This is a genomic window from Paraburkholderia pallida (genome assembly GCF_004524855.1).
Classification (GTDB): Bacteria; Pseudomonadota; Gammaproteobacteria; order Burkholderiales; family Burkholderiaceae; genus Paraburkholderia; species Paraburkholderia oxyphila.
In genome coordinates this window covers 1,165,649-1,179,244 of record NZ_CP038151.1, presented here as the reverse complement: position 1 = coordinate 1,179,244, position 13,596 = coordinate 1,165,649, and the positions used below count along the sequence as shown (strand labels likewise).

General features: G+C 71.6%; 10 protein-coding genes and 1 pseudogene. All 11 read right to left on the bottom strand.

The window, feature by feature from the left end; all coding sequences use genetic code 11:
• Position 1 precedes the first annotated feature (1 nt).
• The gene (locus E1956_RS39995; protein ID WP_134758821.1) at positions 2–1,855 is read right to left on the bottom strand and encodes an Hsp70 family protein; all 1,854 of its coding nucleotides are present in this window, start codon (positions 1,853–1,855) and stop codon (positions 2–4) included.
• Complete coding sequence (locus tag E1956_RS39990; RefSeq protein ID WP_028216615.1) at positions 1,852–2,454, bottom strand: DUF2760 domain-containing protein; 603 nt, start codon at positions 2,452–2,454, stop codon at positions 1,852–1,854. The genes E1956_RS39995 and E1956_RS39990 overlap by 4 nt, the downstream gene beginning before the upstream one ends.
• Positions 2,455–2,744: 290 nt before the next feature.
• Entirely contained in the window at positions 2,745–3,050 is a 306-nt protein-coding gene (locus tag E1956_RS39985; protein WP_134758820.1) for a hypothetical protein, read from the bottom strand.
• Positions 3,047–3,640 carry a hotdog family protein gene (locus E1956_RS39980; RefSeq protein WP_232072238.1) on the bottom strand — a complete coding sequence of 198 codons (594 nt, stop codon included), beginning with the start codon at positions 3,638–3,640 and terminating at the stop codon, positions 3,047–3,049. The genes E1956_RS39985 and E1956_RS39980 overlap by 4 nt, the downstream gene beginning before the upstream one ends.
• Positions 3,637–4,479, bottom strand: coding sequence for a beta-ketoacyl synthase chain length factor (locus E1956_RS39975; protein WP_134758819.1), 843 nt, complete (start codon positions 4,477–4,479; stop codon positions 3,637–3,639). The genes E1956_RS39980 and E1956_RS39975 overlap by 4 nt, the downstream gene beginning before the upstream one ends.
• A gap of 7 nt (positions 4,480–4,486) precedes the next feature.
• On the bottom strand, positions 4,487–5,710 hold the full coding sequence (locus tag E1956_RS39970; protein WP_134758818.1) for a beta-ketoacyl-[acyl-carrier-protein] synthase family protein: 1,224 nt from the start codon (positions 5,708–5,710) through the stop codon (positions 4,487–4,489).
• Between the two features lie 76 nt (positions 5,711–5,786).
• Positions 5,787–6,827, bottom strand: coding sequence for a polysaccharide deacetylase family protein (locus E1956_RS39965; RefSeq protein ID WP_134758817.1), 1,041 nt, complete (start codon positions 6,825–6,827; stop codon positions 5,787–5,789).
• A 73-nt stretch (positions 6,828–6,900) separates the two neighbouring features.
• On the bottom strand, positions 6,901–9,612 hold the full coding sequence (locus E1956_RS39960; RefSeq protein ID WP_134758816.1) for an MMPL family transporter: 2,712 nt from the start codon (positions 9,610–9,612) through the stop codon (positions 6,901–6,903).
• Positions 9,613–9,637: 25 nt separating this feature from the next.
• On the bottom strand, positions 9,638–10,339 hold the full coding sequence (locus tag E1956_RS39955; protein ID WP_232072236.1) for an outer membrane lipoprotein carrier protein LolA: 702 nt from the start codon (positions 10,337–10,339) through the stop codon (positions 9,638–9,640).
• Positions 10,340–10,578: 239 nt separating this feature from the next.
• Positions 10,579–11,532: pseudogene (locus E1956_RS39950) on the bottom strand (LpxL/LpxP family acyltransferase); the annotation flags it as partial.
• Entirely contained in the window at positions 11,529–13,559 is a 2,031-nt protein-coding gene (locus E1956_RS39945; protein ID WP_134758815.1) for an ApeI family dehydratase, read from the bottom strand. The gene E1956_RS39945 and the pseudogene E1956_RS39950, both read right to left, overlap by 4 nt.
• Positions 13,560–13,596: the final 37 nt, after the last annotated feature.

The window sequence follows — 13,596 nt, the reverse complement described above, 5'->3', positions numbered from 1 at the left end:
TTCAGGCGCTAGCGCCGCCGCGCACGTCGAATTCGACCTTCCAGCGCTCGTTGCTGCCGCTCGGCACGGCTTCGAGCTCGAGCGTCCCGGCTTCGGTCACACGCGCGTGCAGCTTGACGGGCACGACTTCGCCGGGCGTACGGCCCTCGCTTGGCAGCGTGGCCTGGATCTCTTCGAGCTCCTGAAGCTCTTCCGCCGACCAGTAGTCGAGCAGCGTGCCCACCTGGTCCTGGCGGCGCACCGAAGAGCCGAAGAAGCGGAAGTGCACCGGCTCGCCCACCACGAGGCCGAATTCCTGCGGCGGCAGCGCCGCGTCCGTGCCTTCCTCCATGCCGAAGGGCGCGACGCACAGCGCCGAGACCGGCGGCTCGAGGCCCGGCACCGCGGGCATGGCCGATTCGATCGCCACGTAGTACGCGCGCGCCGTGCCTCCGCGGATGCGCACGCCCTTGCCGCGCTTCACATAGCCGTAGTACGCCGCGCCGCGCGCGACCGCGAGGTCGAGGTCCGCGCCGCCCAGCAGACGGGCGGCCGGTGCGCCTTCGGCCGCGAGCCAGCCATTGAGGATCTCGAGCACGCGCTCCGAAAGCAGCGACGACTTGAACACGCCGCCGTTGAACAGCACCGCCGTGGGATGCAGGAAGCTCGCGCCCTGGGCACTCGCCACGGGCGCGCCGAGGCCTTCGAGTTCCGCGAGCGCGCCCACCTGGCGGCCGAGGAACGCCGCGAGGTGGCGCGTCACGCCGGCGTCCTGCGCGTAGGGCAGGCCGAGCTGCGTGAGGCCGGCGCGGGCGCGCGTGACGGGCCGCGCCGCCGCATCCACTTGAGGGAAGAAGCCTTCGAGGATGATCTGCGTGAGCTCGGTGCGCGTGAGTTCGGTGCGGATCGAGCCGCCGATCAGCTTCGAGCCGCGGCTCGGCACGACGAGCGGCACGGTCTCCACGCTCGGGTCGGAGAGCAGCGTCTCCTTGGCCGAGCGGCACGCATAGGTGAGCGCGCGCAGCTGCCACGGGTCGGCCTGGGTGCCCTGCGCCGCGAGCTTGCGCGCGACCACGTGGGCGAGCGCGAGATCCATGTTGTCGCCGCCGAGCAGGATGTGCTCGCCCACGGCCACGCGGTGCAGCTCAAGGTTGCCCTCGCGCTCGACCACGGCGATCAGCGAGAGGTCGGTCGTGCCGCCGCCCACGTCCACCACGAGGATGATGTCGCCGACCTTGACTTCCTTGCGCCATGCGCCGCCGCTCTTCTGGATCCAGCTATAGAGCGCCGCCTGGGGTTCCTCCAGCAGCGTCATGCGCGTGTAGCCGGCGGCCTGCGCGGCTTCGGCGGTGAGCTCGCGCGCGGCCGGATCGAACGAGGCCGGGATCGTGACGGTGACGTCCTGCTCGGCGAACGGCGTGTTGGGGTGTGCGTGATCCCACGCCTCGCGCAGGTGCGTGAGGTAACGGATCGAGCTTTCGAGCGGCGAGACGCGCGCGACTTCGGGCGGCGCGTCGTTGGGCAGGATCGCGGCGCGGCGGTCCACACCGGGATGGCAGAGCCAGCTCTTCGCGCTCGACACGAGGCGGATGGGCGTGCCGGCGCCGCGGCTGCGCGCCATTTCGCCCACGGCGTAATCGCGCGTGGCGGTCCAGGGCAGCGTGAGGTCGCCCGGCGTCAGCTCGCCCGCGTTGGGCAGGTACAGGAACGAGGGCAGCAGCTCGGGCGACTCGATCGCGCCGGGCGCGGTCAGTTGCGTAACGGCGAGCACGCCCTGGGTGGCCTTTTCGCCGTCACTGCCGGCGAGGTCCACGTAGGACAGGGCGCAATGCGTCGTGCCGAGGTCGACGCCAATGGAATAACGCGCTTCGCTCACAGTTCCACCTCCGCCGGTGCGAGGACCTTGGCGTCGTGCGACTTCACGAGCTTGGGCAGCTTGACGTCGTCGACGCGCCAGCCGCGGTGGCTGATCGTGCCGTTGTACGGCGCCGCGCCGACCACGTTGCCGGTCAGGCGGATGGCCGTGGCGTCGAAGCCTTCGGCGATGGTCACGCGGCTGCCTTCGGCCTCCGTGCGCACCGGGCGGATCGTGAAGTGCTCGCGCAGCGTCGCGCGGCAGCCCTCGTGCACGAGGCGCGCGGCCGCGCCGATGTCGGCGTCGCCATAGTTGGCGATGTCTTCCTCGACGAAGTCGACGAAGCGGGCGTTGCGCTGGAGCAGGCCCAGCAGCTGCAGCGCCGACTGCGGACTGGCTTCTTCGATGGCGGGCGCGGGGGCCGGGGCGGCTGCGGGCGCGGGTTTGGCGACGGGCGCGGCGGCCGGAGCCGGAGTGCGCGGCGCGGCAGCGGGTGCGATGGTTTCGCCGTTGCGCAGGCGGCGCACGCCGGCGGCCAGCTCGGCATTGCCGAGGATCGCGAAGAACGATCCGAAGGCAAGCGCGAGCCTGCCTGCGAAGGAAATCTTGGTTTCGGTCATCAAAACAGCTCCAGTGGGCTCGCTCGCTTGGGCGAGCGGTCCAGCCGGCCTCGCGTCGAGGCGCTTACGGTACGTCATGGGGACGTCCAGCGTGTGACGGCGGGGAGCGCGTTCGAGCCCCCGCGAGCGGCAGCCGGCAGGAAAAACATGAGCCCGGCGCGGGCTCAAAACCCGTATTTTGCCTTGTCGCGGGCGCAAGACGGGAAAATTGGCCGTTCGGGGGAGGGAATTAGCGGGTTTGAGGCGGGGTTGAAGGCCGCTGGCGGGGCGTCAGGCGTGCCATCACGGCATCAAGTCTCGGTCTTTCCCGATTCCCGGCTGCTTTCGTCCTTGTGGAACACGCGCTTCGTGGTGCGCTTGGTGGCGTCCCAGCCCTCGCGCGAGGCGTTCGCGATGCCGTGGCCGACCGTCTTCGCCGCGTGCGCGGTGGCGTGGCCGAAGTCGCGCGCGGCGTGGCCGGTCTTCGCTGCGGCCTCTTTCGAATCGCGCTTGATGTCCTCTTTTACCTCGTGGAGGTCGGCGTAGGCGGCCGAACTCATCGTGCCGAGCAGCAGCGCGGCCAGCACGAATTGACGTGCGGATTGACGTATTTTCATGTCGTTTCTCCCTTGAGACTGTTATCGGTGGCCCTGGCGAGCGCGCCGGACGCGTCGAGCATCACGGCGGCGCGCCCGGTCAGCAGCACCGCGTCGCCGCAGCGAAGCGTGAAGCCGTACAGGACGGTGTTGCCGTCGCCGCTCATGCGCTCGGCTTCCACGGTGAGCGGCGCCTCGAACGTATCGAGGCGCGACACACGCGCTTCGACGCCGCGCACGCTCGCGAGAAAGCCCACGCGCGGCCGGCCAACTTCCGGCTGGTTCTGCACGCCGTCGCGCATGCCGCAGAGCGCGCCATGCACGGCCATCGCCTGCGCCGCGTACTCGATGCCGCAGACCGAGGCCAGCCGGCCCTGCGAACGCAGCGGGTTATGGGTGTCGCGGTGGCTCGTCGCCGTGCAGCGGATGTGTGTGTCGTCCCAGGCGTCGACAGTCTCGAGCAGGCACATCGCACCGCTGTGCGGAATATGCGCGGCGATCCACGCGTGCCCGAGCGGCGCGGCATGGGGCGCCGAAGCTGTCGAGGACGTTGCGGCCGTAGTGTCGGGTGATGCCACAGACGGCGCGCCATGCAAAACGTCTTGCGTCATCGCGAGCGCTCCGCGTGCGTGCCCGCTGGCGTCACGTCGATGCGCACGCGCGTCTCGGGCAGATAGTCGATCACCACGCTAGCCGCGCGCCCCGCCGCAATCGCTTCGAGCAGCGGCAGCCCGCGCGCGGCGGGATTCTCGGCCCGCAAGGCTTCGAGCTCGGGGGAGGCGAGCGTCGTGACCGGCGCGTCGGTGAGCTTCACTTCGATGCACGCCAGCGCGTTTGCAGGCACTTGCGCGTCGGCATCGTCATCGCTTGCCGGCGCGAGCACGAGCGCCACGCCGAACGCGTCAGCGATCGGCCGCACCGTGTGCAGCGGTTCGGGATAGTCGGTCTCGTAGGCGATCAGCAGGCTCGGCACGCCGTCCACGACGATCTGGCACAGGCTCTCCAGCAGGCCCGCGGCGAAGCTGCCGTCGTGCGCGCAGAGCACGTTCGACGTGGCGCGCGAGCGCGCCGCGATGCTCCAGTAGCCGGCCGCCGCGTTGTGCACCGAGTTGTGAAAGCGCGTCGGTGAGATCTGGCGGTCGTCGCCCGCGAGCATTTCGCAGATCGCGTGGCAGTTCTGGCCGTCGCCGCCCGACGCGGCGAACACGGTGGCGAGCGTCGCGCCGTCGCGGCCGCTCGCGGCAACGGCTTCGTGGCCCACGGCCAGCGCGGTTTTCACGACCGGCGCGGCGCGGCGCCGCTCGGCGCTCGGCAGGCCCGCGGCTGGCGGCAGCTCGGTGCGCGCGTGCGTCCACGGCGCGCGGCCCGCGAGGACCTCGGCGGCCCGCGGCCAGTCGGCGAGGCCGGGCCCGATCAGGCCGATGCTTTCGATGATGGCTCGCAATTTCATGACGGGTTCACGCTCGCGGTTCGCGCAGCGCGTGGTCCGCGCGGCCAAATATCAGGCTGCAATTCGTGCCGCCGAAGCCGAACGAATTGCTGAGGACGGTGTGCAGGTCGGCGTCGCGGCTTTGCAGCACGTAGTCGAGACCCAGCGCCGGATCGGGCTGCGTCGTGTTCACGCCCGCGGGCACGAAGCGGTGGCGCAGCGCGAGCGCGGCCACCACGGCCTCCAGCGCGCCCGCCGCCCCCAGCGTGTGGCCGGTCGCGCCCTTGGTCGAGCTGCACGGCGTGCCCTCGAAGAAGGCGCGCACCGCGAGGCTCTCGGCGGCGTCGTTGCTCGGCGTCGCGGTGCCGTGCAGGTTGATGTAGCCGATTCCGGCCGGCGCGACGCCCGCCATCGCGAGCGCCTGCTCGATGGCCGCGCGCGCGCCGAGCCCTTCCGGATGCGGCGAGGACATGTGATGGGCGTCGCTCGATTCGCCCACGCCGAGCAGCAGCACGGCGTTTTCATCGACCGCCTCGCGCGCCTCGGGCAAGCGCTCGACGAGCGCGAAGGCCGCCGCCTCGCCGATCGAGATGCCGTCGCGCGCCACGTCGAACGGCCGGCATGGCTTGCGCGAGAGCAGTTCGAGCGAATTGAAGCCGTACAGCGTCGTGAGGCACAGCGAATCGACGCCGCCCACGACCGCGGCGTCGATGAGCCCCGCCTCGATCATGCGGCGTGCGGAGCCGAACACCTTCGCGCCCGACGAGCACGCCGAGGAGATCGCCATGGCCGGGCCGCGCAGCGCGAAGTACGCGCGCACGAACGAGGCCACGGAGTAGGGGTTGTGGGTTTCCGCGTAATGGAACCCCGCGGGCAGCGCGCCGGTCTGCGGGTCGCGCCGGCGGTAGGCGTCCTCGGTTTCGAGGATGCCGCTCGTGCTCGTGCCGACGAACACGCCTACGCGGTCCGCGCCATACCGCGCGATGGTCCTCTCGACGTGCGCGGCGAAGCCGTCCTGCGTGAGGCCGAGCTGCGCGAGACGGTTGTTGCGGCACGCGTAATCGGCCAGATCGGCGCGCATGGGTTCGGCTTCGACGCCCTCTACCGCGCCGATCCAGGTGTCGAGCTCCGCGCGCTCGAAATCGCACGGCGCGAGGCCGCCGCGTTGGCGGCGCAGCGCGTCGAGCGTCGCGTCGAGCCCGCGCCCGAGGCAGCTGGTGGCGGTGTAGTGCGAGAGCAGTAGAGGTTTCACGAAGGTCGAATCCGGTGACTGAAGTGCGCGCCGCACGGGCATCTCAAACAGAGGCCTCGCGGAACATTGATTCTCATCAAATTTTATCAAATGGGGGGCGACTGGCCCCATTCCGGCCGGGGACCCCGGCTGGCGGGCGGCCGCCTTCGGTCTGCCGCGAAAGAGGCGCGCCGCCCGCGGGTGACAGTGCGGGGTCGAGCGCCGCGTCGAGCACCGGGCTGATCGCAGGGTTGAGCACTTCGCGCAGCGTCGTCCAGCGCAATTGCGCGCTGGCGGCGGCGCGCAGGACCTCGGGCAGCGCTTCGAGCACCACGGGCTGGCCGTGCGGGCCGCGCGCGGCGTGGCCGTCGTGCATGAGCAGGATGTCGCGAGGCGCGAGGCCGTGCAGCAGGCGCTGCGCGACCTTGCGGGCGTCGCGCTCGCGCGTGTCGAAGCCGCGTCGCGTCCAGCTCGCGAGTTGCAGGCCGAGCCCGCACAGCACCGGATCGAGAAACGGATTGCGCAGGCCCGCCGGGGCGCGGAAAAAGAGCGGGCGCATCCCGCTGATCTCGGTGAGCGTGCGCTGCGCGGCTTCGATTTCACGCCGCAGCGCGCCGGGCCCCGAGAGCGAGAACGTGTGCCGGTGCCGCTGGCTGTGATTTTCCACGGCGTGGCCGCGCGCGACGATCGCTTCGATGCAGCGCGGGTGCCGCCGCGCCAGGTCGCCGATGCAGAAGAACGTCGCCCGCGCGCCGTATTGGTCGAGCAGGTCGAGCACGCGCGGGGTCACGTCCGGATCGGGGCCATCGTCGATGGTGAGCGCGATGCGGCGGTCCGCGCCGCCATCCGCCTGGTCCTGCGCGAATTCGGGCGCCATTGCGCGGATTTCGGGCAGGCGCGTCCAGTTAGGACCGAGCAGCGCGCTCTTCGGCCAGAGTCCCGCCGCGGTCAGCGCGAGATGCGAGGCGATCACGCCGCCCGCCGCCCACGGCCACGTGGACGGTTGGGCGAGCAGCGCCGCCGCCGCGCCCGCGTGCAGCGCCGCCGCACCCGTGATCAGCGGCGTGGGGCGCCAGCGGCGCGCGGCGCCAGGCGCGGTGGCGCCTGGGTGCGAGGCAAGCGGCGAGGGCGTGTTCATACGCTTCCTGCCTTGTGGCTTGGCAGGGCTGCGGCAGAGGTGCCTGCCTGCAAGGCAAGCGGTTGCGGCGAATTCATGCGCGTCCTCCCTCGCTGCGGGGCAGCGCGGCTTCGGTGGCGCTCGCGTGCGCGGCGCGCGGGGCCTGCGGCGCGAGTATCGCGGCGAAGGCGAGCGCGAGCATCGCGCCCGGCCCGACCGTGAGGCCGAAGGTTTCGAGCAACGGCACATGCGAGAGCGCGAGCAGCCCGAAGCCCGCCACCGTCGCGAGATTGGCAACCAGCAGCGAGACCAGCGTCTGGGGCGTGATGCCCGGCGCGCCCGCTTTTTCGCCCACGCCGCCGCCCTCGGGCTTGCAGAAGAACAGCGCATAATTCGAGCCCACCGCCACGATCAGCAGCATCCCGACCAGATGCAGGATCGTCATCGGCACGCCCGCGAGCGCGAAGCCCGCGGCCACCACGAGCACGGCGGCCACTAGCGGCGCGAGCGCGCGCGCCGCGCGTAGCGGCGAGCGCAGCGCGAGCGTCAGCAGCACGGCGATGGCTGCGAATCCCGCGAGCGAGAGCCGGATGTCCTCGTGGACGTAGTTCACGTAGAGGCGGTCGGCCTCGGCCTTGAGGTCGACGAACAGCGCGCCGGGCACGCCCGCGCGCGCGACGGCGGCGCTGATCGGCGCGGTGTCGAGGCTCGGGCCGCTGGCGGTTGTGCCGTTGCGCGAGGGGTTGGCCGCGTTGTTCGCTTGCGTGCCCGGTCCGGCAGCGCCGCCACTGGCAACCTGCGCCGCTTGCGTAGCCGCCGCGCCGTCAGTCGAAGTCGCACCCTCAATCGAAGTCGCACCCTCAGTCGAAGTCGCACCCTGAGTCGAAGTCGCACCGGCAGCACCCGCAGGCGCGCGCAGCGCGAGCATCGCGCTCCAGCGGCCGTCCCGCTCGGTCAGCAAGGCGTCGACGGCCAGCGCCATTGAGGTGCCGCGCAGGTCCGCACGCGTGATCAAGGGCGCCTTGCGCGCCGTCTCGACATCGGCGATGAACGGCGCGAACACTTCGGGCTTGATGCTGATGGGCTGGTCGGCCACCGCCTCGCGCATGCGCGAGGCGAGCTCGGCCGCGTCGGGGAGGCTCGCGGCGCGCGCACGCTGTGCGGCGTCGCTCGGCAGATAGCGCGCCGGGCTTTCGAAGCCCGCGAGCACGCCCTGGTCGACGAGCGGCTGCAGTTGCGCGCCGATCTTCTCGGCGCCTTCGAGCGCGGCCTGCTCGCTCGCCGCGGGAATCTCCACCAGATAGCGCACGTCGGGCGCGCCCACATCGGCGCGCAGCCGTGTGTCGAGCGCCTGGCTCGCCGCCGGCACCGGGCTCAGCGAAGCAAGCTCGCGGCTCCACAGGTCGTCCCGATGCAGCGCGAGGACCGCGACGGCGGCCAGCGCCAGCGCGGCGAGCGGCCTGCGCAGGCGCGGCGCGGCCTGCGCGGCGCTGGCGAGCCAGGCGCCGACGCGCGAGACGTCGCGGATCGCCACGGCGCCGCCTTGCAGGCGCGGCAGCACGAAGCGCGTGACGAGCGCCGCCGTCACGAGGCCCGCGATCGAGTAGGCGCCTAGCTGCACGAGGCCCGGAAAGCCCGAGAACAGCATCGAGGCGAACCCGCACACCGAGGTGAGCACGCCGAGGCGGATCGTCGGCCAATACGCGGCCACCCACGCGCGCAGGGTGTCGCGCGAGCGCGGGTCGGGGCGCGCGTCGCCGGACTGGACGAACAGATAGATCGAATAGTCGACGGCCTCGCCGATCAGCGTCGTGCCGAAGCCGAGCGTGAGCCCCTGGACCGTGCCGAACGCGAGACTCACCGCGGCGACGCCCGCGGCCACGCCCGAGAGCACGGGCACGAGGCCCAGCGCGAGCGTGCGCGGCGAGCGGTAGAGCGTGAGCAGCAGCGCGACGATCAGGACGAGGCTCAAGACCGAGATGCGCTCGACGTCGTGACGGATCGCGTCGCGCGTATCGACGGAGAACACGCCGGGGCCGGTCATCTCCAGCCGGTACGGCGAAGCCGAAGCCGACGCCGACGCGGCGTTCGCCGGCGCGTGCGTGGCCGCGTCGAACGCGCGGCGCACGGCGTCGATGGCGCGCGCCTGCGCGTCGGTGTCGGAGCCCGCGGCGGTGGTTTGCGCGACCAGCACGGCGCGCGTGCCGTCGCGCGAGGCCCACACGCCATCGAGGCTTTGCGGCTGCGCGGCGCTGTCGAGCTCGCCTACGAGGGCGGCGACTTCGCCAGTCGGATCGCGGGGCAGCAAGTCCTTGGCGACGAGGCCCGCCGACGAGCTCAGCAAGTCGAGGCTCTCGCCCAGCGCCTCATGCAGGCCGGCGGCCGTGAAGCGCTGCGGCGTGACCGCCGGGCTCAACGCATAGCGATGCATGAACACGAACTGCTGGTCGCGCGCGTCGTTCACGGCCTCGCCGTTGTGGACCGCGGCGAACTGCGGGTCGGCGCGCAGCGTGGCCGCGACTTGCCGCGAAAGCTGGGCGCGCGTGGCCGGATCGCCGCCTTCGATGGCGACGAGAATCAGCCGCGAGACGAGACCGTCGCGCAACTGATCGACGAGCACACGCTGGCCGGCGCTCGGCGAGCGCGGCAGGAACGCGGAGAGGTCGGTGCTGAAATGGGCGCGCGCGATGGTTCCCGCGCACGCGAGCAGGAAGACGAGCCATACGAGCACGGCGCGGCGCTGCAGGGCCGCGCCGAAGGCGCGCAAGCCACGGGCTTGCTGCGTGGGTTGGGTCGGGTTGTCCATGCGTGCTGCTACCCGCGAAGGTGACTCAGTCTGCCGCCGCGTCGGCGGCCAGCGGGCGCAGGCGCATCAGCGAATGGTCGCCGCCCGCCTGCTGGATCGCCACGCTGCGCAGCGCGTCGCCCGTGCCTTCGAGCGTGATCGTGCTGACCGTCTTGAGCATGCGCGAGTCGCGCGGCGTGAGCGTGAGGGTCCAGTTCTCGCCGCTGCCGGCGAGCGCGACCTGGTACGTCTGCTCGAGCGCGAGGCGGTTGCCTGTGAGCGTCGCGCGAATGCTCTCGATGAACGCGCCCAGCTCCGGATAGCGCGCGAGCGCGAGCGTGTACTTGTGGTTGTTGCGCTCGACGGTGAGCATGTCGCCGTCCACCACGAGGTGCTCGGGTTTGGGCTTGAGCGTGTTTTTCTCGAGATGATCGGGCGCGACGAACACCAGCTCGCCCGACGACTCGATGGGCTGCGAGGCGATGGCGAGGTACTTGGTTTCCGTGAACGCGGCGCGGCCCGACTTGTGCTGGGCGAGCACGGCCATCAGGCGGTCGAGTGTCCAGGCCGGGGCAGGTGTCTCGGCGGCTTGTGCCGCGGCGGCGGGCGTGGGTGCGAGCGCGCAGAGGGCGGTCGTGCCGAGCAGCGCCAGCGCGGCGGCCATGCACGCTATGGCAGGCCGTACACGCGACACACGCTGCACGCGTTGCGCACGGCGAAGGAAAGCGAAAAGGCGAGTGGCGCTCATGCGTCGGAGGTCTCCCGGGCGGCAAGGCTCGCATGCGCCGCTTCGCTGCGGCGCGGCTCGTCGCGGCGCGTTCGGGCAGCCCCAGCGGTTTCGGCGCGGCTCGCCGCGTAGGCGTTCCTGGCGACGCGCGCGGCAACGTCCGCGGGCTTGGGCGCGTGCATCGGTCCTGCCGCTCCTGCCGCTTGAGCCGCTTGAGCCGTTTGAGCCGTTTGAGCCGTTTGCGCGGGTCGCGCCGCTCCTGCCGCTTGTGCCGCTTGAGAGGTCCGGCTCGCTTGTTCAGCCGCTTGCGCGCTCTGCCAGAAGTCGAAGTAGTTGAACCAGTTGTACGGCGCCGCGCGGCAATGCCGGTCGAGCAGCGCGACGTAGCGCACGAGCGCCGCGTCGATGGCGGCCTGGCGCGACTCGCGCGGCGTGTGCGTGAAGTCGGCGAGCATCTCGAAGTGCACGTCGTAGCGGTTGCCGCCGCGATAGAGGCCCGTCATGAAGATCACCGGACGCTTGAGCATCGCGGCCATGTAGAGCGGCCCGAGCGGAAAGGCCGCGGGCTCGCCGAGAAAGGCCATGCGGCGCATCGAGCTGGCGGCGTCGGCGAGCAGCGTGCGGTCGGCGAGCATGCCCACCATGCAGTTCTCGTCGAGCCGCTCGTTCACGCGCAGCATCGAATCGATCTGTCCCAGCGCGATCACCTCGGGTTGTGCGGCCGGGTTCACGGCGGCGATCGTCGCGTTGATCTTGCGGGCGTTCTCGTCGAACATCGTGACGACCACGCGCATGTCGGGCCGCGTGCGGCCGAGCGCCCGCACCACCTCGAAGCTGCCGAGGTGGCCGCCCATCAGGAACGCGCCGCGTCCGTTCGCGAGCGCGGCATCGACGAGCGTCTGCCCCTGTGGGCGGATGTCGAACAGGTCGAAGCGCTCGTTCATCAAATAGATACGGTCGTGAATGGTGGTCGCGAAGGTAAACACGTGCCGGTAGACATCGCTCCAGCCCACCGGCCGGTCCAGCACGCGGCGCAGGTAGTCGCGCGAGGCGGCCCGCGCGCGCGGCGAAAAGAGCACGTAGTAGAGCGCGATCAAATGCAGCAGGCCGCGCGCGGCGGAGCGCCCGAGGCGTAGCGAGAGCCAGGTCATCACGCGCAGCAGCAGCGCGCTGCCGCGCTCCTGACGCTGGGCCCAGTCGGTGCGCTTCGTCATGGTTGCGGCCCCTTCTGCGAGGAGGCGTGCGCGGCGGACGGCGCCGGCGCGCCGGGTTGAGGCGGCGGGGTGGTCGAGAGCGTGCCGCTAGCGACGTCGCGCGCGCCCGCGCGCACGGTGAAGCGGATCGCGCCGCTGGCCGCGGCGTCGAACGCGAGATCGAGCGTCTCGCCGGGCTTGACCGGGCTCAGAAACTTCGCGGCGCTCAGGCGCCAGGCCTGCAGCGGGCGGTTCAGCGCCGCGCCGATGGCGTCGATGGCGTGATCGAGCAGCACGACGCCGGGCACGACCGGATGGCCGGGGAAGTGGCCCGGCAGCGCGGGGTGATCGGCGGGAACGCTGAAGGTGAGGGAGGACGCGTTGCCGGTGGTGCTGGCTCCGTCCACTGTGCCCGACTTCCGCGCGGAGCACGCACCGCTTGCTTGCGCGGCGTCTGCGGCATTCGCTTTCGCGGCGCTCGCGCCATGCGCGTGTGCCGCCGCAGTCGCTTCAACCGCGCCGTGCGTATGCTGTGCAACCAGCGCGGCGAGCACCTCGTGCGGCAGCTTGCCGGTCTCGTTGCGCGGCAGCGATTCGACGAACACGAGCGGGCGCGGCATGAACGCGGCGTCGATGCGCTCGCGCAGCGCGCGCTGCAGGCCGGCGGCCGTGAGCGTGGGCGCGACTACGAGCGCGACGAGGCGCGTGACCGCGCCGCTGCCCGCGGGATCGGCGCTGTTCCCGTTTGCGCCGGCCTGCGCGCCACCGGTGGCCTGCGCGACATCGCCCGGCATGAAGAACACGCCGTCGGCCACGCCCGGGACCGCATTGATTTGATGATTGAGGTACGAGAGCGAGGTCCGCTTGCCGGCGATGTTGATGAGGTCCGCCTTGCGCCCGTGCAGCAGGAAACGGTGCGCGTCGAGCAGCTCGAGCGCATCGCCCATCGGCACCGGCTCTTCCACGTGACCGCCCGAGACCCAGACCGTCGGTCCTTCGTCGCGATCTTCGCCAGTGGCGTTGCCGTTGCCGGCGGCCGCGCGCGCCTCCATGCGGATGCGCGGAAACAGCGACCAGGTTGCGCCCTGCGCCGTGCGGCGCGTCGCGATCTGTCCGGTCTCGGTGCTGCCGTAGATCTCCACGAGCGGCGCGGCGAGGCGCGCCTCGGCCTCGCACGCGAGTTTTTCCGCGAGCGGCGCGGTCGCGCAGAGCACGAGCGCCGCGCCCGGCAGCGCCGCTTCGGTCGCGAGCAGCGCGCGCAGGTGGATGGGCGAGGTCACGAGCACACGCGGTTGCGGCACGGCCTCCAGTTCGGCGCGGATGTCGACCGGATAGAACGGCTGGCGGTTGCTGAACGCGAGGCCGCCGATCAGCGCGAGCAATACCGTCGATTCGAAGCCGTACATGTGCTGCGCGGGCACCGTGCCGATCAGGGTATGCGTGTTGACGGGCGCATCGGCCCCGGTCCCGGCTTCGGCGCGAGTCTCCGCGCGAGCCTCAGCGTGGACTTGGGCGGACGCATCGAGCAGCCCGAGGCGCTCCGCCGCCGCGCGCACGTTGGCCACGAGGAAGCCCCAGGTCTTGCGATGCGGCACCGGCGCGCCGGTCGAGCCCGAGGTGAAGACGTAGGCCATGATGCGCGCGGCATCGATCTGCGGCACCTCGAACGGGGTGTCGCGCGCAATAGCCGAGTCGTACGCGTCGTGCGGCGCGGCCTCTGGGTAGCGAAAGCGCGGCAAGTCGATCGCGCAGTCGGCCGTGTCGTGCAGGCAGAACGCATCGGGCGCGAACGTCGCGAGCTGGCGGACCATCTCCGGCGTATGCGTGGACGGCAGCAGGCTGATGCGGCCCGCGACGAGCGCCGCGCACAGGCTCACGGCAAAGCGGTAGCGGTCGCGGCAGACGTTGAACACGTGTCCGCCCTGCGGCAACGCGGCGGCCACGCGCGCGACGTCGGCGAGGAACGCGTGCACCGTGACCGGCGAGCCGTCGCGCCAGGCGATGACCTGGCGGGGCGAAGCGTGAAAGACCAGCGGATGAGTCGGCATAACTTCAGTTGATTCGGAAACAGGGGCCGGCGATGCA

Coding starts and splice junctions, on each gene's coding strand:
- E1956_RS39990 (WP_028216615.1), bottom strand. CDS start 2,454: ATGACCGAAACCAAGATTTCCTTCGCAGGCAGGCTCGCGCTTGCCTTC.
- E1956_RS39985 (WP_134758820.1), bottom strand. CDS start 3,050: ATGAAAATACGTCAATCCGCACGTCAATTCGTGCTGGCCGCGCTGCTG.
- E1956_RS39980 (WP_232072238.1), bottom strand. CDS start 3,640: ATGACGCAAGACGTTTTGCATGGCGCGCCGTCTGTGGCATCACCCGAC.
- E1956_RS39975 (WP_134758819.1), bottom strand. CDS start 4,479: ATGAAATTGCGAGCCATCATCGAAAGCATCGGCCTGATCGGGCCCGGC.
- E1956_RS39965 (WP_134758817.1), bottom strand. CDS start 6,827: ATGAACACGCCCTCGCCGCTTGCCTCGCACCCAGGCGCCACCGCGCCT.
- E1956_RS39960 (WP_134758816.1), bottom strand. CDS start 9,612: ATGGACAACCCGACCCAACCCACGCAGCAAGCCCGTGGCTTGCGCGCC.
- E1956_RS39955 (WP_232072236.1), bottom strand. CDS start 10,339: ATGAGCGCCACTCGCCTTTTCGCTTTCCTTCGCCGTGCGCAACGCGTG.
- E1956_RS39945 (WP_134758815.1), bottom strand. CDS start 13,559: ATGCCGACTCATCCGCTGGTCTTTCACGCTTCGCCCCGCCAGGTCATC.